The sequence below is a fragment of the Fibrisoma limi BUZ 3 genome, from assembly GCF_000296815.2.
In the GTDB taxonomy this organism is placed as follows: domain Bacteria; phylum Bacteroidota; class Bacteroidia; order Cytophagales; family Spirosomataceae; genus Fibrisoma; species Fibrisoma limi.
Genome location: NZ_CAIT01000006.1, coordinates 780920 through 804073, shown reverse-complemented (window position 1 = coordinate 804073; position 23154 = coordinate 780920). Strand labels below are relative to the sequence as shown.

General features: G+C 55.4%; 23 protein-coding genes and 1 pseudogene. 15 read left to right on the top strand and 9 right to left on the bottom strand.

Annotation, left to right across the window (positions count from 1 at the left end; translation table 11 throughout):
- Nucleotides 1-185 precede the first annotated feature (185 nt).
- Complete coding sequence (locus BN8_RS11320; RefSeq protein ID WP_009282003.1) at nucleotides 186-797, top strand: CAP domain-containing protein; 612 nt, start codon at nucleotides 186-188, stop codon at nucleotides 795-797.
- 67 nt (nucleotides 798-864) lie between these two features.
- Here the strand turns inward: BN8_RS11320 and BN8_RS11315 are convergent, their stop codons facing one another.
- A complete protein-coding gene (locus BN8_RS11315; RefSeq protein ID WP_009282002.1) occupies nucleotides 865-1410 on the bottom strand; it encodes an RNA polymerase sigma factor in 546 nt (181 codons plus the stop codon).
- A 475-nt stretch (nucleotides 1411-1885) separates the two neighbouring features.
- Here BN8_RS11315 and BN8_RS11310 point away from each other — a divergent pair, with 475 nt between their 5' ends.
- The 8 genes from BN8_RS11310 to rplT all read left to right on the top strand — a co-directional run bounded on the left by BN8_RS11310 (nucleotide 1886) and on the right by rplT (nucleotide 8861).
- Nucleotides 1886-2461, top strand: a complete 576-nt coding sequence (locus BN8_RS11310) for a DinB family protein (RefSeq protein ID WP_009282000.1) — start codon at nucleotides 1886-1888, stop codon at nucleotides 2459-2461.
- A 91-nt stretch (nucleotides 2462-2552) separates the two neighbouring features.
- Nucleotides 2553-2960: an EVE domain-containing protein gene (locus BN8_RS11305; protein WP_009281999.1), complete on the top strand. Its 408-nt coding sequence runs from the start codon at nucleotides 2553-2555 to the stop codon at nucleotides 2958-2960.
- Between the two features lie 90 nt (nucleotides 2961-3050).
- Entirely contained in the window at nucleotides 3051-3932 is an 882-nt protein-coding gene (locus BN8_RS11300; protein ID WP_040005991.1) for a class I SAM-dependent methyltransferase, read from the top strand.
- Nucleotides 3933-4018: 86 nt separating this feature from the next.
- Complete coding sequence (locus BN8_RS11295; protein WP_144051647.1) at nucleotides 4019-5230, top strand: tetratricopeptide repeat protein; 1212 nt, start codon at nucleotides 4019-4021, stop codon at nucleotides 5228-5230.
- Nucleotides 5231-5374: 144 nt separating this feature from the next.
- Nucleotides 5375-7318, top strand: coding sequence for a threonine--tRNA ligase (gene thrS / locus BN8_RS11290; RefSeq protein WP_009281996.1), 1944 nt, complete (start codon nucleotides 5375-5377; stop codon nucleotides 7316-7318).
- A 200-nt stretch (nucleotides 7319-7518) separates the two neighbouring features.
- Nucleotides 7519-8073: a translation initiation factor IF-3 gene (gene infC / locus BN8_RS11285; RefSeq protein WP_009281995.1), complete on the top strand. Its 555-nt coding sequence runs from the start codon at nucleotides 7519-7521 to the stop codon at nucleotides 8071-8073.
- Nucleotides 8074-8212: 139 nt separating this feature from the next.
- Nucleotides 8213-8407 (top strand): 50S ribosomal protein L35, encoded by a 195-nt coding sequence (gene rpmI, locus BN8_RS11280; protein WP_009281994.1) that lies wholly within the window; start codon nucleotides 8213-8215, stop codon nucleotides 8405-8407.
- A 109-nt stretch (nucleotides 8408-8516) separates the two neighbouring features.
- Nucleotides 8517-8861, top strand: coding sequence for a 50S ribosomal protein L20 (gene rplT / locus BN8_RS11275; protein WP_009281993.1), 345 nt, complete (start codon nucleotides 8517-8519; stop codon nucleotides 8859-8861).
- Nucleotides 8862-8966: 105 nt separating this feature from the next.
- On the opposite strand, the gene BN8_RS11270 is transcribed toward rplT, so the two are convergent.
- Nucleotides 8967-9374 carry a nuclease A inhibitor family protein gene (locus BN8_RS11270; RefSeq protein WP_009281992.1) on the bottom strand — a complete coding sequence of 136 codons (408 nt, stop codon included), beginning with the start codon at nucleotides 9372-9374 and terminating at the stop codon, nucleotides 8967-8969.
- A 121-nt stretch (nucleotides 9375-9495) separates the two neighbouring features.
- On the opposite strand from BN8_RS11270, the gene BN8_RS11265 reads away from it, so the two are divergent.
- Both BN8_RS11265 and dnaK read left to right on the top strand, forming a co-directional pair.
- Nucleotides 9496-10050, top strand: coding sequence for a DUF937 domain-containing protein (locus tag BN8_RS11265; protein ID WP_009281991.1), 555 nt, complete (start codon nucleotides 9496-9498; stop codon nucleotides 10048-10050).
- Between the two features lie 234 nt (nucleotides 10051-10284).
- Nucleotides 10285-12219, top strand: a complete 1935-nt coding sequence (gene dnaK / locus BN8_RS11260) for a molecular chaperone DnaK (RefSeq protein WP_009281990.1) — start codon at nucleotides 10285-10287, stop codon at nucleotides 12217-12219.
- 72 nt (nucleotides 12220-12291) lie between these two features.
- Here the strand turns inward: dnaK and BN8_RS11255 are convergent, their stop codons facing one another.
- From BN8_RS11255 to BN8_RS11245, 3 genes and pseudogenes are all read right to left on the bottom strand, one after another.
- Nucleotides 12292-12789, bottom strand: a complete 498-nt coding sequence (locus tag BN8_RS11255) for a hypothetical protein (RefSeq protein WP_009281989.1) — start codon at nucleotides 12787-12789, stop codon at nucleotides 12292-12294.
- An 11-nt stretch (nucleotides 12790-12800) separates the two neighbouring features.
- A pseudogene (locus BN8_RS11250) lies at nucleotides 12801-13589 on the bottom strand (zinc-binding dehydrogenase); the annotation flags it as partial.
- A gap of 342 nt (nucleotides 13590-13931) precedes the next feature.
- A complete protein-coding gene (locus BN8_RS11245) occupies nucleotides 13932-14507 on the bottom strand; it encodes a DUF4142 domain-containing protein (RefSeq protein ID WP_009281986.1) in 576 nt (191 codons plus the stop codon).
- A gap of 128 nt (nucleotides 14508-14635) precedes the next feature.
- Here BN8_RS11245 and BN8_RS11240 point away from each other — a divergent pair, with 128 nt between their 5' ends.
- Genes BN8_RS11240 through BN8_RS11230 form a run of 3 tightly spaced genes read left to right on the top strand, consistent with a single transcriptional unit; the run spans nucleotide 14636 to nucleotide 16442 of the window.
- Entirely contained in the window at nucleotides 14636-15553 is a 918-nt protein-coding gene (locus tag BN8_RS11240; RefSeq protein ID WP_009281985.1) for an alpha/beta fold hydrolase, read from the top strand.
- A gap of 52 nt (nucleotides 15554-15605) precedes the next feature.
- Nucleotides 15606-15989 (top strand): Xre family toxin-antitoxin system antitoxin, encoded by a 384-nt coding sequence (locus tag BN8_RS11235; RefSeq protein WP_009281984.1) that lies wholly within the window; start codon nucleotides 15606-15608, stop codon nucleotides 15987-15989.
- A 3-nt stretch (nucleotides 15990-15992) separates the two neighbouring features.
- Nucleotides 15993-16442, top strand: a complete 450-nt coding sequence (locus tag BN8_RS11230; RefSeq protein ID WP_009281983.1) for an RES family NAD+ phosphorylase — start codon at nucleotides 15993-15995, stop codon at nucleotides 16440-16442.
- Nucleotides 16443-16484: 42 nt separating this feature from the next.
- Here BN8_RS11230 and BN8_RS11225 read toward each other — a convergent pair whose 3' ends face one another.
- The 4 genes from BN8_RS11225 to BN8_RS11210 all read right to left on the bottom strand — a co-directional run bounded on the left by BN8_RS11225 (nucleotide 16485) and on the right by BN8_RS11210 (nucleotide 20207).
- Nucleotides 16485-17399 carry a sugar phosphate isomerase/epimerase family protein gene (locus BN8_RS11225; protein WP_009281982.1) on the bottom strand — a complete coding sequence of 305 codons (915 nt, stop codon included), beginning with the start codon at nucleotides 17397-17399 and terminating at the stop codon, nucleotides 16485-16487.
- A gap of 44 nt (nucleotides 17400-17443) precedes the next feature.
- A complete protein-coding gene (locus BN8_RS11220; protein WP_009281981.1) occupies nucleotides 17444-18574 on the bottom strand; it encodes a hypothetical protein in 1131 nt (376 codons plus the stop codon).
- Nucleotides 18575-18683: 109 nt separating this feature from the next.
- Nucleotides 18684-19466, bottom strand: a complete 783-nt coding sequence (gene deoC / locus BN8_RS11215; RefSeq protein WP_009281980.1) for a deoxyribose-phosphate aldolase — start codon at nucleotides 19464-19466, stop codon at nucleotides 18684-18686.
- A gap of 27 nt (nucleotides 19467-19493) precedes the next feature.
- Nucleotides 19494-20207, bottom strand: coding sequence for a GntR family transcriptional regulator (locus tag BN8_RS11210; RefSeq protein ID WP_009281979.1), 714 nt, complete (start codon nucleotides 20205-20207; stop codon nucleotides 19494-19496).
- Between the two features lie 293 nt (nucleotides 20208-20500).
- Here BN8_RS11210 and gyrA point away from each other — a divergent pair, with 293 nt between their 5' ends.
- Nucleotides 20501-23020, top strand: coding sequence for a DNA gyrase subunit A (gyrA, locus tag BN8_RS11205; protein WP_009281978.1), 2520 nt, complete (start codon nucleotides 20501-20503; stop codon nucleotides 23018-23020).
- Nucleotides 23021-23154: the final 134 nt, after the last annotated feature.

The window sequence follows — 23154 nt, the reverse complement described above, 5'->3', positions numbered from 1 at the left end:
AACGTAGTTCAGAACCGTTGGCTGGCCGAGTTGCCTGCGAACGCCCGCCCCAATACCGGAAATGCTGGTATTACATGCACGAAGAAAACGTAACAAAAAAGGCGTAGTATGTTAATGAAAAATTTGTTATTCTAAAACTATAGAACTTATATTGTATCGATTCCAACTATAATTAAACTTCATTCATGAACAAATCAGTTCTGGCATCGGTGTTTGCGCTGACAAGCCTAACCGTTGCCTGTAACCGGGACCAGCAGGATGTCTCGTCTCCGCAACCAACTCCCGTCATGTCTTCGGTGTACACCGAGCGAAATGCCGCTGTCACGGCAGGGGAGTCGGCCCCAATGGCTTCCGGTGCCCGTATCGCCAATGCGACGACCGCTCAGCAACAGGAAGTGTTGCTGTACATCAACCAGGCCCGGTCCAAACCCTGTCAGTGCGGCTCCACCACGTATCCGGCCGTTCCACCCCTGACCCTGAATGCACAGCTCAATACCGCGTCGGACAAGCATGCCGTTGATATGGCGACCTACAATTACTTCAGCCATACGGGTCGCGATGGTTCGCAGCCCTGGGACCGTATGACCCGCGAAGGGTATGTATGGCGGGCCGCCGGCGAAAACATTGCGGCTGGCTACACAACGCCCCGGGCCGTGGTTGATGGCTGGCTAAAATCGCCGGGTCACTGCGCCAATATCATGAGCGCGAAGTTCAAAGACATGGGCATTGGATACGGCTATACAACGACCAGCACCTATAAACATTACTGGGTTACCGATTTTGGTACCAAACGGTAATGGTTGTTGATCCTTAAATGCCAAAGCCCCGACATCATCGGGGCTTTGGCATTTAAGCTGGAAAAGGCTATAGAGACTGTTCGTCATACAGCCGCCGGAGCTTGTCGCGGGTCCGTTTCAGGCGCATTTTAACCGCGCTTTCATTAAGATTGAGCCGCTGGGCAATCAATTTAATATCGAGTTCTTCTTCATAACGTAATCGCAGCAGTTGGGTTTCCTCGGCGGTGATACCCTTCATAACAAACGCCAGTTGCTGTAGCTGCCCGTGAACAGGGTCGGTTTCTGTTTCGGCCAGGTAATCGTGCTCCTGATCCAGCGTGATGGTTGTAGTTCGGTTGGCAAGGCGCAACTGATCCATACAATAATTGTAGGAAATTGAGTACAGCCAGGTAGAAAATGCCGACTTTTCCTGGAAACGCCCCAGGTTGCCAAACACCCGCAGAAAAATGTCGTGGGTAAAGTCTTCGGCCTGCGCAGTATCCTTTGTCAAAGACAGGCACCGGTGGTATATCTTGTTTACGTACCGGTTGTAGAGGGTTTCAAAGTAGTCGTTTTTCTGCGTATTAAGGTATAAACGAATCAACTCTTCGTCTCTGACCTGGGGGCTGTACATTCTGTTCTGTCGTGGTTAGGTTAGTGAAAACGGGCCAAGGGCCTGGTGTCTGGTCAAATCCGTTTCCATCAGGTTCATTGAGCGGGTGGAGTAGGGCAGGGCGTATTCCAGCGCAACTCGAGACCTGAAAGAAATGAACTGACGGCAATCAATTCATCAAATGTACCGGCTAAAGTATATGGCGAGTTACAAATGCGCAAGCCGAAGGGATTAAGAAAGGCCGGTAATTTCGTTTCTGGTACCAGAAGGGGGGGGATTGTTTCGCCGGGCGGAGAGCCCCACGATTTGCGACGGGTTATTTTTCGCGAACGTTGATTAATAACGTACCTTTGTTTTCCATTAACCGATTACTCAGTTGAGCGGGGAAATGGGGTATAATTTTAAGTAACGAACCTTGCTCAGTACGGGCGTGGTCATTGGCTACGGAACCGGTACGGCTTTTTTCAATTAGACAATTCGGCTGCTTCAACACGATATGGTGCCTAACGACGAATTAATACGAATCATTGATTTATTAAATACAACCTACGAGAGCGAAGAAGCCTGGCATGGTCCATCGGTTGTGGAGGTGCTGCGGGGCGTTACGCCCGACATGGCCGGTCGACGTATTACACCGAATACGCATTCCATTGCTGAACTGGTTTTTCACATGACGAGCTGGCGGATTTTCTGCGTGAAAAAAATGCAGGGCGACGCTACGTTCGACATTACTACCCCGGAAAAAAACTTTGGTTCGTTTCCGGATAAAATTGATGATTTTGAGTGGGAGGCTTTGCAGATGGAGTTGAGTCTGAGCCAGGAAGAACTGATCAACGAACTCGACAAACGGGACGATGATGAATTCCTGGAGGACATCGTTCCGGGCCGTGATTATACGTATTATGACATGCTGCACGGCATCGTCAACCATGACCTGTACCACACGGGCCAGATCATGATCCTCAAAAAAGCGCTGACCTTCAAAGGCGCTGGGTCCCGTTTTCAGGACAGCGAAGACGATGAGTTTGGTCCGCAATACGGCGACAGCTTCGAACACGACGATTATTATTGACAATAATGGATGCCTGACGGATCTGGCGAATGATTGAACGGAGACACAAGATTCAATCATTCACCAAGTCCGTCAGGCATCCATTCCTTTTATGAATTACTGGTTAGTCAAATCGGAGCCGGACAAATACGGCTGGCATCACTTCACCGAACAGGGCCGGGCCGTGTGGGATGGGGTTCGGAATTACCAGGCCCGCAATAATCTGCAGGCCATGCGCATTGGTGATCAGGTTTTATTCTATCACAGCGTAACCGGTATGGCGGTGGTTGGGCTGGCGCAGGTCGTCCGGGAGGCTTATCCCGATCCTACCGTGCCGGATGATCCTCGCTGGGTTGTGGTCGAACTAGAGCCGCTGATGGCCTTTGACCGGCCCGTAGCGCTAGCGCAGATAAAGGCTGACCCTCTCCTGCAAAATATGGGCCTGATTCGCCAATCCCGGCTCTCGGTGATGCCCGTCCGGCCCGATGAGTTTGAGTTAATTCTGGCAATGGGGAAGTAGGTTTGTGGTTTGTCGTTGTGTTGGTGTTTCATTCGTAATCACCAGCCACCGCAAACCACAAACCACAAACCACAAACCAACAACCGATTGATACAACTGCTTACCCCCGAGCACTGGACAGAATACGAACTGCTGGACTCGGGTAATTTTCAGAAGCTGGAACGGTTTGGGAGTTTCGTACTGGACCGGCCTGAACCCCAGGCGATCTGGGATAAATCCCTGTCGGACCAGGAGTGGGCACGTCAGGCGCACGCTACGTTCCGACGCGACCGGCAGTCGCCCGAGCGGGGCGACTGGCAAACCCGGCCCGAGATGCGTGACCCCTGGTTTGTGTCGTTCCGCGAAGGGGGGCTTGATCTGCGCTTCAAACTGTCGCTGACGTCGTTCAAACACGTGGGGCTGTTTCCCGAACAGGCCACCAACTGGACGTACATCCACGACAGAATCCGGGCGATGTCGGTCAGCCGGCCCCGGGTGCTCAATCTGTTTGCCTACACCGGCGCGGCTTCGCTGGCCGCCCGGCAGGCCGGTGCCGACGTAACGCACGTCGATTCCGTTCGGCAAGTGATCAGCTGGGCCCGCGAGAACATGGATTACAGCAACTTGGATAACATTCGCTGGGTGGTTGAGGATGCCATGAAGTTTGTCCGGCGCGAAGTCCGGCGGGGTAATACCTACAACGGCCTGATTCTGGACCCGCCCGCCTACGGCCGCGGCCCCGACGGCGAAAAATGGGTGCTGGAAGAACACCTGAACGAGCTGCTGAAAGCCTGTGCTGATCTGCTCGATCGCACCGATTTCTTTTTCATTATCAACCTGTACTCACTCGGGTTTTCGTCGCTGATCGTTGATAACCTGATCCGGCAGGTATTCGGCCAGGTGCCCAATGCTGAATGGGGCGAACTGTATCTGGACGATGCGTCCCGGAAGCGCCTGCCGCTGGGGGTGTTTTTTCGGTTTGCTTCCGTGTAAATGTGTACTTTTACCGGACAGATTGCCGGTTTTCAGCACAACCCGGCAGTGCCCAACAGGTCAATCAATACGTCATTCAATCAACTATGCGCGCTTATCTGCTGACCTTCCTGCTGGCTATTGGGCTCGCAGCCTGTGGCAGTGATAACCGCCGGACGGCTCGTATCCCCCCGCTGCCACCGCCGGGCGACAGCAACCGGACGGCGGCTGCGCTACGGGCGCTGACGCTGGCCATTAACCAGACCTCTCCGGCGTCGGCGTTTGCCAAGCGGGCGGTCCTGCTTCTGGCCATGGGGCGGGTAAACGATGCGTTAGAGGATATCAACCGAGCCATTAGCCGCAATGATAACATCGGGTCCTATTACCTGACCCGGGCGCAGATTCTGCGGGCGTTGCAGCAACCCGGAAAAGCCCTCGAAAGCGCCCAGCGGGCCGAAATTTTAGGCGTTGATACCCCGGAATTATACACCCTCCAGGGAGACCTGATGCAGCAGCAGAACGACTTTGGGAAAGCCCGGCTGTATATCGCCAAAGCCCTCCAGATGGCACCGTTCGAAGGGGAAGCGTATTTTTTCAGTGGGCTGATAGCGGCCCGACAGGGGGATACTACGCAGGCGCTGACGCATTATCAGCAGTCGCTCAGGCTGAAACCGCGCTACCTCGAAACGTATAATCAACTGGCCGCCGTATACAGGTCGCTGGGTGATCATCAGTCGGCGCTGGCCTACAATAACCGCGCGATTTCGTACTTTCCCGACAACCCCCGCCTGTACTATGGCCGCGGGCTCATCTACCACGTAGTTGGTGAACTCGACAGCGCCACGGTCTGTTATCAACGTGCGGTGCAGTTGCAACCCAATTATTATCAGGCGTTTTTTCAGCTTGGTCTGATCTTTCAGAAATACCGCAATTACTACGGGGCGCTGACGCATTACCAGCGGGTGCAGCAGCTCCGGCCGCAGTTTCCACGGATTGACACCTACATTGGTTTCTGCCACGAGCGGATGGGGCAGTATGAACTGGCGATTGCGTCATACACCAAAGCAACCAAAAATAACCCGGCCGATCAGCAGGCGTCCGCCGGTCTCTGGCGATCAGAGCGCCGGATATACGCACAAAACTCGTATAACTCGTTATTTTTGCCGGAAACTGAGCCGGAAAAGGAACTGACACCTACCCGGTCGCGGCCAGTGCTTGACACAAGCCGGTTCCGGATTTCGACCATTCAGCCGAAAGCCAGGTTGTCGACCAAGACCGACTCGCTTCAGCGTACGGTCCGGCCCATCGGAGGAAACTGATTTTTTGATGTAAGATGCATGATGTATTGATCTGATGCCTAAACACATCATATATTCTATATCATACAACTTACATAATACATCAATAACAAGTAGCTTACAGTTGTAGGTAGGCTGCGGGTACCAACTATAACAACTAAGTACATGACTGCGCAGGACGTAATGATCCGCGTGACGCTGCCCGACGGGAGCGTTCGGGAGTATCCGAAAGGGAGCACCGGCCTTGACATTGCCGCCCAAATCAGCGAAGGACTGGCCCGCAACGTGCTGGCGGCCAAAGTTAATGGTGTCGTGCAGGACGCTACCCGCCCGATTGATACCGACGCGACGGTACAACTGCTGACGTGGAACGACCCCGAGGGAAAAGCAACGTTCTGGCACTCGTCGGCCCACCTGCTGGCCGAAGCGCTCGAAAGCCTGTATCCCGGCGTAAAATTCGGCATCGGTCCCGCCATCGAAACCGGATTTTACTACGATGTTGACCTGAATGGGCAGCATTTTTCGCAGGACGATTTCAAGAAGGTTGAGGACAAGATGCTCGAACTGGCCCGGCAGAAGAACGCTTATGTCCGTAAGCCGGTTGACAAAGCCGACGCCATCGCGTATTTCGAGGAGAAAGGCGATCCGTACAAGATTGACCTGCTGCAGGGCCTCGAAGACGGCAGCATTACGTTCTACAGCCAGGGTAACTTTACGGACCTGTGCCGGGGACCGCATATTCCTAATACAGGGTTTATCAAGGCGGCCAGGCTGATGAATGTAGCGGGGGCTTATTGGCGCGGTGACGAGAAGAACAAGATGCTGACGCGCATCTACGCCGTTACGTTCCCGAAGCAGAAAGAACTGGACGACTACCTGTTCCTGCTGGAAGAAGCCAAAAAGCGGGACCACCGCAAGCTGGGTAAGGAACTTGATCTGTTCGCGTTCTCGGATAAAGTCGGTCAGGGTTTACCGCTGTGGCTGCCAAAAGGAGCGCTGGTACGTGAGCGTCTGGAAAACTTCCTGCGCAGAGCCCAGGTACGGGCCGGTTATCAGCCCGTGGTGACGCCCCATATCGGCAGTAAGCAACTGTACGTCACCTCCGGTCACTGGGACAAGTACGGTAAGGATTCGTTTCAGCCAATTCATACGCCCGACGAGGATGAGGAGTTTCTGCTGAAGCCGATGAACTGCCCGCACCACTGTGAGATTTATAAGACCAAACCGCGTTCGTACCGTGATCTGCCGCTACGTCTGGCTGAATTCGGTACAGTATATCGCTACGAACAGTCGGGTGAGTTGCACGGCCTGACGCGGGTGCGGGGCTTTACGCAGGACGATGCGCATATCTTCTGCCGCCCGGATCAGGTAAAGGACGAGTTCATGAAAGTGATTGACCTGGTGCTCTACGTGTTCAGGTCGCTTGGTTTTGAGGACTACAGTGCCCAGGTGTCGCTGCGTGACCCCGAAAATAAAGAGAAGTACATTGGCTCGGACGAACTGTGGGAGCGTGCCGAGTCGGCGATTATTGAAGCGGCCGCCGAAAAAGGGCTGAGTACGGTCACGGAGCTGGGCGAAGCGGCTTTCTACGGCCCGAAGCTCGACTTTATGGTGCGCGACGCGCTCGGCCGGAAATGGCAACTGGGTACGATTCAGGTAGACTATAATCTGCCGAATCGGTTTGAACTGGAATACGTCGGGGCCGATAACCAGAAGCACCGCCCGGTGATGATTCACCGGGCACCGTTCGGATCGATGGAGCGGTTTATTGCCATTCTGATTGAGAACACTGCCGGCAACTTCCCGCTTTGGCTCTCACCGGACCAGATCGCGATCCTGCCGATTTCTGAGAAATACGAAGACTACGCCAACGACCTGTTCTTTACGCTTCAGGAGCGCGACATCCGCGGATTTGTCGATCTACGGGACGAAAAAATCGGCCGTAAGATCCGGGATGCTGAGGTGAACAAGGTACCTTATATGCTCATCGTCGGTGAGAAGGAGCAGGCCGAAGGAAAGATTTCGGTACGTCGGAAAGGGCAGGGAGACCTCGGGAGCATGAGCGTCGATGAGTTTGTGGCTTTGTTTCAGCAGGAAGTGAAGCTGTAAGCAGGCTCATCGCAAACTGCCGCCGATTACGCCGATTCGTTTCTCAGCGGAAATCGGCATAATCGGCGGCAATTCACATTTTATTAATTTAAACGCGCTTGTATTGCGCTGTATCGGGGAATTTTTTAGTTTACCGGAAACTTTTACAAACTCCCTACGTTATCACTGCAATTTTGTTTTTGTTACACTAAACACACTGTATGGCATTACCCCAACGTAGACCACCCCGCCGGGAGGTTGAAGAACCTTATCGAATTAATGAACGAATCCAGGCCCGTCAGGTGCGGGTGGTCGGAGAAAACGTAGAGCAGGGAATTTACGATATAGATAAGGCCCGGGCGATGGCAAAGGCCCAGTCGCTGGATTTGGTTGAAATTTCGCCCAATGCCAGCCCGCCCGTCTGCCGGATTGTGGACTACTCCAAGTTCAAATACGAGCAGAAAAAGAAGCAAAAAGAAATCAAGGCGAACGCCCAGAAGGTGGTCATCAAGGAGATTCGGTTCGGTCCAAATACAGATGACCACGATTTCGAGTTCAAGCTCAAACACGCCATTAACTTCCTGAAAGAAGGGGCTAAGGTGAAAGCCTACGTGCAGTTCGTCGGCCGGGCCATTGTGTTCAAGGATCGCGGCTTTCAACTACTGGACCGCTTCGCTAAAGGACTGGAAGAATACGGCAAAGTCGAAGCCGAACCGAAACTGGAAGGCAAGCGCATGAGTATGTTCCTGGCCCCGAAGGTGGTGGTGAAAAAATAAAGGAGGAAAGCAGAAAGGGAGGAGAGGAGGAAAGGGTGTAGATTATCTTCCTTTTCTGCTCTCCTCCCTTTCTGCTCTCCTCCCTTTTCCTTATCTTTGCGGCCTGTTTACTTTTTACATCGCGAAACGGTTCAAAACAATGCCTAAAGTAAAAACCAATTCCGCGGCCAAAAAGCGTTTTAAGCTGACCGGCACCGGGAAAATTAAGCGGAAGCACGCCTTCCACAGTCACATTCTGACGAAAAAATCAACTAAGCAGAAGCGTAATCTGACCCATTCGACCCTGGTCGATTCGACCAACGAGACCCGGATCAAGGCTCTGTTGAACGTATAGTTCGTCAACGAAAGACGCGGTTGCGTCTGGTTTCATGTTTCACCCGATTACTGGCCCATAAGCACCCGATATTGGGTCGCCAGTCGTCAAAAAACACAACTTTTACACAATGCCACGTTCCGTCAATCACGTAGCCTCACGGGCGCGTCGGAAAAAAGTAATGAAGCTGGCCAAAGGGTACTTCGGCCGGCGTAAAAATGTCTGGACGGTTGCCAAGAACGCCGTCGAGAAAGGATTAGGATACTCGTATCGCGATCGTCGCCAGAAGAAGCGGGATTTCCGCTCGCTCTGGATCCAGCGTATCAACGCCGGCGCCCGCGAAAACGGCGTATCGTACTCAGCGCTGATGGGCGCTATCAACAAATCCGGGGTTCAACTGAACCGTAAGGTGCTGGCTGATCTGGCCATGAACCACCCCGAGGCTTTCAAAGCCGTTGTTGAGCAGGTAAAGTAAACAGGAATTTTTAGGAAAAAGGGAGTAGGGAGGAAAGGAGAAGGGGGCTGTTATGAGCTTCTGTTGTCCGCTCCTCCCTACTCCCTTTTTCCTTTCCTCCTTTCCCTACGTTTCAACGACCTTTGTTTTAATCCCTGCCCGCTCACCGTTGGGCTGTTTGCCGATCAGCAACAGGTCCACCTCAATCGTGCCGACACGGAAGGCCTGCCGATCCGTGAGATGCTGTTCCAGCAACTGCCGGAGTTGTCGGAAGTGCTCCGTGCGGGCTTTCTCCGTATCATCGTACCAATCCTGCTCGGTTACAACCGGTTGCCAGAACTGCTCTTCCGGAATTTCTTCAACAAATACGTCCGGCGGGACCATCTGCCAGTCCTTTATTTGGCTGACGGTGAGTGGTTCGGGCTGGTTGAGATAACAACTGATAAATTCGACCGGCTCGTCGGATTCGCTCGGGTAATACAAATCCTTAAGGAGCGGGGTAACCTGATCTTCCAGGGAAGGGTGCGTATCCATGCTGCGTTACGTTTGCGTCAAATTGCGTCAAAGTTGAGAACAATGCCTCAATCAGTGGGTTAAACCTTCTGAATTTTTAGTAAAACATCAGGCAAACCACCTTACGTAAATCGTGTCAATCATGTTAGAAACCCTAATGAATCTCGTGCGTCAGCAATCGGGCGACGCGATCGTCAACAATCCGGCTATTCCGAATCAGCAAAACGAAGACGCCATGCAGGCCGTATCGAACGGCATTCTGGGCGGTTTGCAGCAACAGGCGCAGGGCGGTGGCCTGGGCAACCTGCTGAGCATGGTTATGGGTCAGGGTGGTCACGAACAGCAGAGCGCCGTTACGCAGGGCGTGCAGCAGAACGTACAGCAGAATCTGATGGAGCGACTGGGTATTTCTCCGCAGGTAGCTATGTCGGTGGCCGCGGCTGTGGTGCCTATGGTGCTGAATAAACTAATGAACAAGGCTCAGGATCCGAACGACAACAGCGTTGATACCAACACTATCATGGGGGCCGCTACGGGCCAGCAGGGAACCGACTGGATGAGCATGGCGCAATCGGCCATGGCCGACGGTCGCCTGGATATGAACGATCTAATGCGTGTCATGAGCGGTGGCGGTTCCGGACAGCAGTCGGGTGGGGGACTGGGCGGTATGCTCGGCGGGTTGTTCGGCGGACGTTAGTCGCTCCCCGTCGCCCGTTGGATGAATGCCCGCTGCCGCCAACGTAGCGGGCGTTTTTATAGACTGACAGGGCTGTCAACCGGGCCAGCACAAACTCCGTCAGGTTGGCCCACCGGCTCGGAATGCGCTGACAGATTGGCAGGAAATTGACCAAAACCAGGGGCTGGCATATTGCTTGATACAAGGATATACGTCTGTCAGCAACTAACATCACGATAGAACTAAACCAACAATATGGGAAAGATTATTGGCATTGACTTAGGTACAACCAACTCGTGTGTGGCCGTTATGGAAGGTAACGAGCCGGTGGTAATTCCGAACAGCGAAGGACGTCGGACAACCCCCTCGGTAGTAGCCTTCATGGACAATGGCAACGGCGAGCGGAAAGTAGGTGACCCGGCCAAACGTCAGGCGATTACGAACCCCAAGAACACCATTGCTTCCATCAAGCGGTTCATGGGCCGTCGTTACGATGAGGTTACCAATGAATTGAAGAACACCGCCTATACGGTTGAAAATGGTCCCAACAACACGCCCCGCGTACGGATTGGCGACCGGCAATACACCCCCCAGGAAATTTCGGCGCTGATTCTGCAAAAGATGAAGCAGACGGCCGAAGACTACCTTGGGCAGACCGTAACCGAAGCCGTCATCACGGTGCCGGCGTACTTCAACGACGCCCAGCGTCAGGCCACCAAAGAAGCGGGCCAGATTGCGGGTCTCGACGTAAAACGTATTATCAACGAGCCAACGGCTGCGGCCCTGGCCTACGGTCTGGACAAGACCGACAAAGACCTTAAAATCGCCGTATTCGACTTAGGTGGCGGTACGTTCGATATTTCTATTCTCGAACTGGGCGATGGCGTGTTCGAAGTAAAAGCAACGGATGGGGATACGCACCTCGGTGGCGACGATTTCGACCAGGTGATCATCGACTGGCTCGCCAACGAATTTAAAGCCGACGAAGGCATTGACCTGCGTCAGGACCCGATGGCACTGCAACGCCTGAAGGAAGCCGCCGAAAAGGCAAAGATTGAACTGTCGTCGTCGTCCTCGACGGAAATCAACCTGCCGTACATCATGCCGGTGAACGGGATTCCGAAGCACCTGGTTCGTACGCTGAGCCGCGCGAAGTTTGAGCAACTGTCTGATTCGCTGATCCAGCGGAGTCTGGAGCCGTGCCGCCGTGCGTTGAAGAACGCCGGTCTGTCGGCCAGCCAGATCGACGAAGTGATTCTGGTCGGTGGATCAACCCGGATTCCCAAAGTGCAGGATGAGGTAGAAAAACTATTCGGTAAGAAGCCGTCAAAAGCCGTTAACCCGGACGAAGCGGTAGCTATTGGGGCTGCCATCCAGGGTGGTGTCCTGACGGGTGAAGTGAAAGACGTGCTGCTGCTCGACGTGATTCCGCTGTCGCTGGGTATCGAAACGATGGGCGGTGTCTTCACCAAGATGGTGGAAGCCAACACGACCATCCCGAGCAAGAAGGTAGAAGTATTCTCGACGGCGTCGGATAACCAGCCGAGCGTAGAAATCAACGTTCTGCAGGGTGAGCGGCCAATGGCGCAGCAAAACCGTCAGTTAGGCCGGTTTATCCTGTCCGACATTCCGCCTGCACCGCGCGGGGTACCGCAAATCGAGGTAACCTTCGACGTGGACGCCAACGGTATCCTGAACGTAACGGCCCGCGATAAAGGTACCGGCAAAGAACAGAAGATCCGCATCGAAGCATCGAGCGGCCTGACCGACGCCGAAATCAACCGGATGCGCGAAGAAGCGAAAGCCAACGAAGCTGCCGATAAGTCCGAGCGCGAAAAAATCGAGAAGGTCAATCAGGCCGACTCACTGATTTTCCAGACCGAGAAGCAGTTGAAAGATTACGGCGACAAGCTGTCGGCCGGCAACAAGCAGGCCATTGAAGACGCGCTGGGGCAACTCCGGACGGCGCATGGCTCCCGCGACGTAGCGGCTATTGATGCGGCCATGACCAGGCTGAACGAAGCCTGGGGGGCGGCCTCGCAGGAGTTGTACAACGCTACCAACAGCCAGGCTGGCCCGACGGACGGCGCTGGGTTCGATGGCAGCAACGGTGCGGCCAACGGCCAGGCTGGTCAGACGACCGGTCCCGACGGCAACGTATCGGACGTACCGTACGAAGAAGTGAAGTAAGACAACCTGAATACAAACAAAACGCCCCGGCCGTTACCAGCCGGGGCGTTTTGTTTGTAGAAGGCAGCCTAATTACCCCCGCTTCAACTCGGGTTTGCGGTTTAGCAGGGCGAACAACACTGTAGTGATGGCGGCCCCGATGAGTACCTTCTGCACCAGCCCCTTGCGGTCGTATTTCCAGTCACCGCCCCAGCCTTTCTCGGCGAAAATATTGGGTACGTGGCCCTGTCGGATGTCGTCGATAATACCCTCCACTACGTTGACCCGGTCGGCCAGCAGCAGGGGAATCCAGTGGCCAAAGCTGGATTCGCTGTAGTTGAAGGCGTAGCGCCGGAGTTGTCCGCTCAGGCCCGTCGGTGGGGCGGACGTACCAAACACGGCGCTGACGTTGGGCCGTTCGTTGGAATGCAACACCTCGACGGTGATCGGCTGCTGGGGTGGGCGTTCCCAGGTGTATCCTTTCTGTTCTTCGTCGGTCCGGTGTTTCATGGGATACGTTGGATCGTTTTTCGGGTCCGCGTCGATACCCCAACCCTTGATGTGCGAAAAGTTTTTAGCTAGATCTTCCATGGCGGCTGTGGTTAAATTTTGGCTGATGGGGGAATTAAGACCGGTTTGATGCAGTTGTCGAGCTTGGCCGAGAAGATGTGATACGCTTCGGACACTTCTTCCAGCGGAACCCGGTGCGTAATCATGGCTTTGGGGTCAAGAATGCCGTTTTTGATGTGCTCAATCAGCCGGGGCAGCAGCCGCTTGACCGAGGCCTGGTTGGCCCGGATCGTAATGCCTTTGTTGACGACATTGCCAATCGGAATCAGGTTACCCGTAGGCCCGTATACCCCAACAATGGAAACAATGCCGCCTTTTTTAACGGAATTGATCGCCCAGTGAAGCGCCGTCGCCGAACCGGCCTGGAGCAGCAGTTTCCGACCGGTGATGGTCTGCATGGCGCTACCGGCCGCTTCGGCCCCGACCGCATCAATGCACACGTCGGCTCCCATCCAGTCGGTGGTGCGTTTGACGAACACGACGGGATCGTCGATCTCCCTAAAGTTGTAGGCTTCGCACTGGGCGTAGTTCCGGACGAATTCGAGTCGGTAATCAACGTGGTCAAACTCGATGACCCGGCCTGCCCCGAACAACCACGCGCAGCGGGCGGCCATAATCCCCACCGGCCCCGCGCCAAATACCACGACCGTATCGCCGGGCTGAATCCCACCCATTTCAGCCGCCTGGTAGCCGGTCGGCACGACGTCCGTCAGCAATACGGCATCGTCGGGGTGCATCCAGTCGGGAATGACCGTCGGGCCAACGTTGGCGTAGGGAACCCGGACGTATTCGGCCTGCCCACCGTCGTAGCCGCTTGGGGTTAAAAACTGAACAAACCGGACACCCCGTACCGCCTGACGTAGCTGGTAACCTACAGACCGGTCGGGGCATGATGAACTTTAACCACAATAAATAATACTTGTTCTATCATGAAAATAGTCTACTGATGCAGTTAAGCACCAGTACGTCTGGCTGCTTCATGCCTTTTGTTCGATTATCAGTCAGTTTCGGCCTGTACGAAGCCTGTTGACCAGAGGCTAAGAATGTAGGCGGATTACCCAGCGGGCCAAGTGTCTTCCCAGTCCTGATCCGGGTGCTCCGTACAAAAAAGACCTGCCACGGTATGGTGGCAGGTCTTTTGGCCGATACTACGGGCCGGGGTACTATTCCATATTTTTGTCCAGCGTGGTGACCCGCTCCAGGTGCTTCTGCAACGTCGGCAGGGTCTTGGCGGCAAACGCCTTCACATCGGCGTCGTCGGCATCATCAGCAGCTTCCTTAAACAGCTTGACGTCCTCCTCATGGTCTTCCACCATCATGTCGATGTATTTCTTGTCAAATTCCGCGCCCGTCAACTGCCGCAATTCGTCGACGTGCTTCTGGGCGTCTTCACCCAGCGTAGTGGGCAGGGTGATGTTCTTCTGAGCGGCCAGGTCCTTCAGTTCCTGGTTGGCTTTCTGGTGATCGTCTACCATCATTGCCCCGAAGGCTTTAACATCGGGATTCTGGGCTTTTTCCTGCGCCAGTCGACCCAGTTCCACCTCGAGCATACCACCGTTGGCGGCTTTTACAGCAAAGTCGTTAACGTCGTCTTCCTGACCCGTACCGGCCTGTTCTTTCAGGTCATTGGCATCGTGTGCATTCTCGACGCTGTCGTCGCTGTCTTTCTTGTTTTCGTTGCAGGCCTGGAACGTCAGACTACTGAACGCCAGTAACCAGATTAAGCTTGTCTTTTTCATACCGTTGTGCTAATTGAGTCTACAAGTTTGTAGGTAAAACTGCTCGCTCCGTCGATGGTTAGTCAGGTAAGGCAAACCTTATTGAACGGACGCGGCTACTGGCCGGCTTTGTTCGTTACCTACTGTGTATGCAACATCTCTTTATCCAGACAAAGACTGAACGGAGTCCGGGGGTTAAACTGCACGTCGTAGCCGCCGGACCGGCCGATGGCCCGCTGGTGATTCTGCTCCACGGCTTTCCGGAGTTCTGGTACGGCTGGCGCAAGCAGATCGACGACCTGGCCGCGGCCGGTTACCGGGTGTGGGCACCTGACCAGCGGGGGTATAACCTGAGCGAAAAGCCAGCGAACGTAGCCGATTACCGCGTCGATAAACTGGTCGAGGACGTCATCGGCCTGATTGAAGCAGCCGGCGTGGAAAAAGCGTTCATCGTCGGCCACGACTGGGGCGCGCTGGTTGCCTGGTGGCTGGCCATGACGCATCCCGGACGCATCCGGCGGCTGGTCATCCTGAATGTACCACATCCGAGCGTTATGGCCCGGTTCATCGCGACCCATCCCCGACAGACGTTCCGAAGCTGGTACATCTACTTTTTCCAGGTGCCTAAACTACCCGAGTGGGTGCTGCGGCTCGGTAACTGGCGGGCCTTATCGCAGATGATGCAGCGCAGCAGCCGCCCCGGCACGTTTTCGGATGAGGACATGCGGTGCTACCGCGAGGCCTGGACCCAGTCTGACCGCTACGGTATGCCCGCTTTCAGAGCAATGGTAAACTGGTATCGGGCCGCGTTCGGTCGGGCCACGCTTGGTCGGGCTTCGGTTCAGCATCCGTCCGCTCCACCGGCCAGCCGGCGCGTGACGGTGCCGACCCTGATGATCTGGGGCAGGCAGGATACTGCGCTGGTCAGCGACATGGCGCAGCCAAGTATCGAGCGCTGCGATCAGGGCAAACTGGTGTACCTCCACCAGGCCACGCACTGGGTCCAGCACGAAGAGCCCGCCCGGGTCAATGCGCTGCTGAAGGAGTTTCTGCAGGACGAACGCTGAAACTATCAGACAAATTTCTTTGTTGTTCGGACAAAATTCTGATATTTGCGCTATGTTACTCCAGGACCGTACCGCTATTGTGCTTTCCGCTCTGAAAGGGGTGCCGGCTACCACCTTTTTTGAAGTGGCCGATCTGACCGGCTACCGACGCGAGCAGTTGGCCGAGGTGTTTGATACGTCGCTGAAGACCTTTCAGCGGTACGAGCGCGAACAGAAGAAGCTGAATCCGCAGGACAGTGAGAAAGCGCTGAAAATCATGGCCCTGTTCAGGAAAGGACCGGAGGTGTTCGGGTCTATGGATGCCTTCCGGCGCTGGATGGACAAACCCGCCTATGGGCTCGGCAATCAGGTGCCGTTCGATCTGCTGCACACCTCGGGCGGGATCGACCTGATTATGGACGAACTTGTCCGGATTGAATACGGCGACCTGGCGTAACGCATGCGGGTATACCGAATTACCAAAGCTATTTACGCCGACCGACTGGTGGCATCCGGTGGGGCTGCCCGCTGGAATGCGCGGGGGCGGTTCGTGATCTACACAGCGGCTACGCGGGCGCTGGCCTGCCTGGAAAACGTCGTGCACCGCAGCGGGGAGGGGCTTCAGGACACTTTTCGGGTGATGGTCATCGACATACCCGATACGTTACCGATAGAAACCATTGCTCCGGCGAGTTTACCGCCGAACTGGTTTGATTTTCAGAACTACGTCTACTGCCAGCAGCGGGGCGAAGAATGGCTGCAAGCTGGAAAAACGGCGGTGCTGCAGGTCCCATCCGCCATCATCCCCAACGAGTGGAATTATCTGCTAAATCCCGGCCACCCTGATTTTTCTAAAATTCAGTTGGTACGTACTGAGCCGTTTGCATTCGACCCGCGCATCAAGCAGTAGCCTGAAAAAAGCCCCGTGGCACCACGGGGCTGAGCGTGTACTTCATAACACCAGAAACTGGCTCAGGTAATTTCGGGCGGTCAGGATGGCCGTCTGTACGTCCGCGGTGCTGCCTTCGTACGCTTTGTCTTCTACTTCGATACAAACCGGACCGCGGTACCGTACGTCGGTCAGGGCCGCGAAAAAATCCCGCCAGCGAACGTCGCCCAGGCCGGGTAGTTTAGGCGAATGGTATTCCAGCGGATTAGCCATGATGCCCACACGGTTGAGTTTGTCGCGGTACAGTTTAACATCCTTGAGGTGAATGTGGTGCAGTCGGTCCCTGTAATCGTAGATAGGCCGAACTTCGTCCATCATCTGCCAGATCAGATGCGAGGGGTCGTAGTTCAGGCCCAGCGCCCGCGACGGGATGATCTCGAACATCCGGTCCCAGATGGCCGGCGTGGTAGCCAGGTTCTTGCCGCCCGGCCATTCATCGTTGGTGAACCACATCGGGCAGTTTTCAATCCCGATCTTTACGTTCGCGGCTTCGGCTTCCTGCACAATAGCGGGCCAGTGATCGGCAAACAGCTTCAGGTTATCGGTGATGTTCAGGGCCGGATTGCGGCCGATGAACGTATTAACGACTGGTACGCTGAGCTTAGCTGCGGCCCGGATTACTTTCTTAATGTGTTCGCGGTAAAACTCCGCCTTCTCGCCATCGGGATCGAGGGGATTAGGGTAATACCCCAGCCCGGAGATGGTAACGCCGTACTGTTGCTGGAGCTGGTTAATGCGGTCTACGTTGAGGTTGTCGACATCGAGGTGGGTAACGCCCGCGTACCGGCGGCTGTCGCTGTTGTCGGTGGGCCAGCACATCACTTCCACGCATTGGAAGCGGTGTTCGGCCGCAAATTTGAAAACGGATTCCAGATCGTAATCGGCCAGGATGGCGCTGACGAAGCCTAACTGAAGCATAGGGTCTTGGTTTGGGTAAAGGGCAAAAATACAGCGAAAATGACCTACGTCGCGATCTCGACCCGCCAATTGTCGAGGTAGGCTATCAACGCAGCAAGGTCGGGACTCAGGCCGTTTTCAACGTAAGCACCGGAGGTAGCCATGCCCAGTAGCAGACAGTCGGCCAGCGAAAAGCCATGCAGGAGGCCCCAGCAGTAGCCCGCGTTGAGGTTGTCGCCCCCGCCGGTGAGTACCGTGGGGTGGGGAACCAGTCGTCCGGGCATGGTCAGTACGCCCGCGTCGGTTGCCACCAGCGAGCAGTCAATGGGGTGAATCAGCACCGTCGGGATGTTCGTTTTCTCCCGGATGCATCGGGCAATATCGGGTAGGTCCGGGGTCTGCGCCAGCCGCTGCGCATCGGCGGGGCTGTGGCCGTGTACAGCCAGGTAGATACGCCGGGCTTCGTTCTCGTTCATTCCCAGCGTTACCTGGCCGTAGGGGGCGTACTGAGCCACGATCATCAGGGCCTGCTGAATCGACCCAATGGAGCGTTTGGTAGGATCGCAGAGGTCAAAAAACAGGTGCCGGTCCGGATCGGCCGGGGCCTGGCTGACTATTTCGCGGAGGTAGTTCTCCCATAACTCATTGCTATGGGGAAGGTTGGCCCAGTCCACAAACGCCACCAGCCTGCTTTCGGCGTATTGCCGACGAATCGACTCGATACCAAGCTGCCCAACGATGAACGACCAGCGCAGGCGCTCAAAGACCGATACTTCCGAAAAGATGAGCTTGCCGTCGCCGAACTCCAGGGCATTGGTTTCGGCCGGCGGCCCCAGCGAAACCAGTTCGCAACCGCGGTGCATCTGGTCGAACACCGGATCGCTGAGGGTACCGATGCACCGGTTTGATATCCCCAGCGATGCCAGCGCCTGGGCCATGATGGGTGCGTTGCCGCCGATCTTAGTCGCCAGCGTTACGAGTTCGATCTGGCCACTTTTGCCCGCCAGGGTATGGAGTAGCCCGGCCAGTTCACTGATCTGGTCGAAGTAGTCGTTGCCGTCGGGGCGTTTGGCCCGTACCACTTTCTGAATCTTGTCGACGTAGCCATCCAGGCCCACAAACGCCTTGTAAGGCGAATGCGGGTCGGTGGTCCGTAACCGGTCCAGGAGTGATTGTAAATGGGTGGGTAGGTGCATAGTACGGTTTGAGGTTTTTCGGTTTGTAGTTTTCGGTTTAGGGTGTGGAGTCTCGCCACGGCATGTACAGAAACCACAAACCGAAAAACCTCAAACTACAAACCGTATACTAGTACCCTTTCGACTCCTGTACCGGCTCGGTGGGAGTGTCGGCTCCTACGATGCCGAAGCGACGATAGGCATCTTCCATGATGGTGGCTGTTGCGCTGGCACCCAGGCGCGTAACGCCCATCTCCTTGACCTTCAACAGGCCATCGAGGGTCCGGATACCGCCCGCTGCTTTAACCTGTACGCCCGGCCCGACGTGGTCAAGCATCAGCCGCAGGTCATGTTCCGTTGCCCCTTCGTACGAATACGTTCCATCGGCCCCCTTCACGAATCCGTAGCCCGTTGAGGTCTTGACAAACTCCGCTTTGACGGCCGTGCAGATTTCGCACAGCCGGATCTTGTACGAATCGTCCGGGAGGTAATCATTCTCGAAGATGACCTTGAGAATGGCACCGTGTCTGGCGCAGGCGTCTTTAACGGCCTGGATCTCGGTCTGGACGTAATCCCAGTCGTTGCCGAGGACCTTACCGATGTTGACCACCATATCGATCTCAACGGCGCCGTCCTGGCAGGCCCGTTCGGTTTCGGCAACCTTGACGTCGATGGTGCTGTTGCCGTGGGGGAACCCAATGACCGTACCGACTAATACCGTCCCGGTGGACCCGTCGGGACCGGCCAGCAGTTCGGCGGCCATTTTTACGGCGTAGGGCTTAATGCACACTGACGCTACGTCGTAGCGTTTGGCGAGTTCGCAACCGGCGCGCAGTTCGGCGTCGGTCATGGTCGGGTGGAGGAGCGAGTGATCAATCATCTTGGCGATCTCGCGGACAAGGGCTGTGCTCATGATGGCTATGGACTGTATAGAAAAAGGTTATAAACTGTTGCTGATGGCGTAGTGCTCGGTGTGGCAGTAAAGCGCACTGTAGACGTAAAAGTCCGGTCGGTTGGTCAGGTACCGCCGTTCGATGTACAGCAGGGGCGCACTACGTTTGCAGCCCAACACCGTAGCCTGTTCCGGACGGGCGGCTACGGCGCGCAGGCTTTGCTCCAGGTTGCGCATGTCGATCTGATGCCGGACACTCAGGGTCCGGAACAGCGACCCCTCCAGAAACGGCTCGGTGAGCAGCGATTCGGTACCCAGGGCCGGTACGTAGGTATGCTCCAGCATAACCGGTACGTCGTCGGCGTACCGCAGGCGGTTCAGGACGATGCAGCCGGCCTGCTGTTCGTCGGCCGATAGCGGATAGAAAAAAGGCGCCGGCCAGTTACCACGCACGGGTGGATCCAGAACCGTGGTGCGAACCTGGTGGCTGGTGTTGCCGACTACGTCCGAAAATCCCCTGAAAGACAGCAGTCCCAGCGACGGGCGCGTAGAGGTAACCAGGCTGCCTTTCCCGTGCCGCCGTTCGATGAAACCGTCCCGAACGAGTTCGTTCAGGGCCTGCCGTACGGTCATGCGCGTGGTTTGAAAGGCCGCGCATAGTTCGTTCTCCGATGGAAGCAGACTCCCGGTCGGGTAAACGCCCTGCTGAATCTGCTGTTTCAGTGCGTCGTGGATCTGCTGATAGTAACGTTGCCTGGTCATGACGACGTGAAGATAAGCTCTCAAACTTGTCTAGACAAGTTTGTTGTTAAAAATAAATCCTGCAACGGAGCTGCAAATTGTACTTGCCCAAGGAGGCAAGTCAATTTATGATATGACAAAAATACACCATAATACAGGTCTGGACGGGTGGGTAGGAGGGGAGTAGAAAGCGAAACAGTCGGATTACAGGCGTTATTTTTATTTTTACCGGAATTTTTGTATATTTGTCTATAACCCGGCGTATACGTCATGTGTACGCTGAAATAGTAAATTTTTGCGAAACCCCTTGTTATATGACGGACGAAACGCCCGATCTGGAATCCCCCAGCAATATCATTCCCATTAACATTGAGGACGAAATGCGCGGTGCCTACATCGACTATTCGATGTCGGTGATCATCTCGCGTGCGTTACCCGATGTTCGCGACGGTCTGAAGCCTGTGCACCGCCGGGTGCTCTTCGGTATGGCCGAACTGGGGGTGAACTACAATAAACCGTTTAAGAAATCAGCCCGTATCGTCGGGGAGGTGCTTGGTAAGTATCACCCACACGGCGATGCGTCGGTTTATGATACCATGGTCCGGATGGCTCAGGACTGGTCGCTGCGGTATCCGCTGGTCGACGGTCAGGGGAACTTCGGGTCTATTGACGGCGATTCGCCGGCGGCCATGCGGTATACCGAGGCCCGCCTGAAGCGCATCGCCGAAGAAATACTGACCGACATCTATAAAGAAACGGTCGACTTCCAGCCTAACTTCGACGACTCGCTCGAAGAACCGTCGGTTATGCCCGCCAAACTCCCCAACCTGCTGCTCAATGGCTCGTCGGGGATTGCAGTGGGGATGGCGACCAACATGGCGCCCCACAACCTGACCGAGGTAGTTGACGGGATCGTTGCCTACCTGGATAACGCTGAGATTTCGGTAGAGGAACTGATGGAGCACGTCAAAGCGCCGGATTTCCCGACGGGCGGTACGATCTACGGCATGGAGGGGGTTAAGTCAGCCTTCCGTACGGGTCGGGGCCGGGTCGTGATTCGGGCCAATGCGACGATCGAGGAGAATAAGGGCAAAACCCAGATCATCGTTACGGAGATTCCGTACATGGTCAACAAAGCGGTGATGCTCGAAAAGACCGCTGATCTGATCAACGAGAAGCGAATTGAAGGCATCTCGGCTTTCCGCGACGAGTCGGACCGTGACGGGCTGCGGGTGGTGTATGACCTGAAGAAGGACGCCATTGCCAACGTTGTCCTGAATAACCTGTACAAGCATACGTCGCTGCAATCGTCCTTCGGGATCAACAACGTCGCGCTGGTGAAAGGCCGGCCGATGGTGCTGAACCTGAAAGACATGATCCGCTACTACGTCGAGCACCGGTTCGAGGTCGTAACCCGGCGGACGCAGTACGAACTCCGCGAAGCTGAGAAACGGGCGCATATTTTGCAAGGGCTGCTCATTGCACTCGACAACATCGACGCGGTGATTGAGCTGATCCGGGGATCACGTGATCCGGAAGTAGCCAAGAACGGCCTGATGACCCGCTTTGACCTGAGCGAGGTGCAGGCCAAGGCAATTCTGGAAATGCGGCTCCAGCGCCTGACCGGACTGGAGCGGGATAAACTGCAGGCCGAATTCGACGAGCTGATGAAGCAGATCGCCGACCTGAAGGCTATTCTGGCCAGCGAAGATCGGAAGCGGCAGGTGATCAAAGACGAACTGATCGACGTGAAGGCCCGCTACGGCGACCCGCGCCGGACGCAGATCAACGCCCTTGGCGACGGCGACATCGACGACCTGTCGTTGATTGCCGATGAGGAAATGCTCATTACTATCTCGCACGAAGGCTACGTGAAACGAACCCCGCTGAGCGAATACCGCACGCAGGGCCGGGGTGGGGTGGGGGCCAAAGCCGTGGTAACCAAGGACGAGGACTTCACCGAGCACCTCTTTACGGCGACCATGCACAACACCCTGCTGATCTTCACTCAGAAAGGACGGTTGTACTGGCTACCGGTCTACAAACTGCCGGAAGGAACCCGAACGGCAAAAGGCCGGCCACTGGCGAACTTCATCAATATTGAGTCAGACGACAAGGTGCGGGCCGTTATTAACGTGAAGAGTCTCGACAACGAAGACTACATCAACAATAACTACGTTGTGATGTGTACCCGCCAGGGCACTATCAAGAAGACCCTGCTCGAAGCGTACTCACGGCCGCGTCAGAACGGGATCATCGCCATTACCATTGATGAGGATGATCAGTTGCTGGGCGTGTGCCTGACCAACGGTGATAACGAGATCGTGATCGCGTCCAGCGCGGGCAAGGCCGTTCGGTTCCACGAAAGCCGCGTGCGGCCGATGGGACGTACGGCCGCCGGAGTGCGGGCCATTACGCTGGACGAAGAAGACTCAACCGACCACGTAGTGGGTATGGTCTGCATCGATTCGCCGGATGCCCAACTGCTGGTCGTTTCCGAGAAAGGGTATGGCAAGCGTTCCGAGATTGACGAGTATCGCGTAACGAACCGGGGGGCTAAAGGCGTTGGTACGCTGAAGGTGACCGACAAGGTGGGCAAACTGGTGGCCGTGCTCGACGTAACGGACAACGACGATCTGATGATCATCAACAGATCGGGCATTGCCATCCGGATGGCCGTGAGCGATGTGAGCGTTATAGGTCGAAATACCCAGGGTGTTCGGTTGATCCGCCTGAACGAAGGTGACGAAATTTCGTCCGTAACAAAAATTGAGAAAGAAGAAGGCGAGGAGGGATCTATAGCCGAGTCCGGGGCCGAACCGGTTGAGGACTAATTGATTGCGGTTTTCGTTATTGAGCCGTTCATGGTAGCTGATCAGGACCATGAACGGCTCAAACAATTTAGGCACTGTCATGCTTATACGGATGGATTCCGTAATTTCGTTGTTGAAAACAAAAAACATAACCA

Bases quoted from the DNA above. Each gene is read 5' to 3' on its own strand.
- dnaK (WP_009281990.1), top strand. From the start codon at position 10,285: ATGGGAAAGATTATTGGCATTGACTTAGGTACAACCAACTCGTGTGTG.
- BN8_RS11305 (WP_009281999.1), top strand. From the start codon at position 2,553: ATGAATTACTGGTTAGTCAAATCGGAGCCGGACAAATACGGCTGGCAT.
- BN8_RS11265 (WP_009281991.1), top strand. From the start codon at position 9,496: ATGTTAGAAACCCTAATGAATCTCGTGCGTCAGCAATCGGGCGACGCG.
- BN8_RS11235 (WP_009281984.1), top strand. From the start codon at position 15,606: ATGTTACTCCAGGACCGTACCGCTATTGTGCTTTCCGCTCTGAAAGGG.
- rpmI (WP_009281994.1), top strand. From the start codon at position 8,213: ATGCCTAAAGTAAAAACCAATTCCGCGGCCAAAAAGCGTTTTAAGCTG.
- deoC (WP_009281980.1), bottom strand. From the start codon at position 19,466: ATGAGCACAGCCCTTGTCCGCGAGATCGCCAAGATGATTGATCACTCG.
- BN8_RS11225 (WP_009281982.1), bottom strand. From the start codon at position 17,399: ATGCTTCAGTTAGGCTTCGTCAGCGCCATCCTGGCCGATTACGATCTG.
- BN8_RS11255 (WP_009281989.1), bottom strand. From the start codon at position 12,789: ATGGAAGATCTAGCTAAAAACTTTTCGCACATCAAGGGTTGGGGTATC.
- BN8_RS11245 (WP_009281986.1), bottom strand. From the start codon at position 14,507: ATGAAAAAGACAAGCTTAATCTGGTTACTGGCGTTCAGTAGTCTGACG.
- rplT (WP_009281993.1), top strand. From the start codon at position 8,517: ATGCCACGTTCCGTCAATCACGTAGCCTCACGGGCGCGTCGGAAAAAA.
- BN8_RS11270 (WP_009281992.1), bottom strand. From the start codon at position 9,374: ATGGATACGCACCCTTCCCTGGAAGATCAGGTTACCCCGCTCCTTAAG.
- gyrA (WP_009281978.1), top strand. From the start codon at position 20,501: ATGACGGACGAAACGCCCGATCTGGAATCCCCCAGCAATATCATTCCC.
- BN8_RS11295 (WP_144051647.1), top strand. From the start codon at position 4,019: ATGCGCGCTTATCTGCTGACCTTCCTGCTGGCTATTGGGCTCGCAGCC.
- BN8_RS11210 (WP_009281979.1), bottom strand. From the start codon at position 20,207: ATGACCAGGCAACGTTACTATCAGCAGATCCACGACGCACTGAAACAG.
- BN8_RS11310 (WP_009282000.1), top strand. From the start codon at position 1,886: ATGGTGCCTAACGACGAATTAATACGAATCATTGATTTATTAAATACA.
- BN8_RS11320 (WP_009282003.1), top strand. From the start codon at position 186: ATGAACAAATCAGTTCTGGCATCGGTGTTTGCGCTGACAAGCCTAACC.
- BN8_RS11315 (WP_009282002.1), bottom strand. From the start codon at position 1,410: ATGTACAGCCCCCAGGTCAGAGACGAAGAGTTGATTCGTTTATACCTT.
- thrS (WP_009281996.1), top strand. From the start codon at position 5,375: ATGACTGCGCAGGACGTAATGATCCGCGTGACGCTGCCCGACGGGAGC.
- BN8_RS11230 (WP_009281983.1), top strand. From the start codon at position 15,993: ATGCGGGTATACCGAATTACCAAAGCTATTTACGCCGACCGACTGGTG.
- infC (WP_009281995.1), top strand. From the start codon at position 7,519: ATGGCATTACCCCAACGTAGACCACCCCGCCGGGAGGTTGAAGAACCT.
- BN8_RS11240 (WP_009281985.1), top strand. From the start codon at position 14,636: ATGCAACATCTCTTTATCCAGACAAAGACTGAACGGAGTCCGGGGGTT.
- BN8_RS11220 (WP_009281981.1), bottom strand. From the start codon at position 18,574: ATGCACCTACCCACCCATTTACAATCACTCCTGGACCGGTTACGGACC.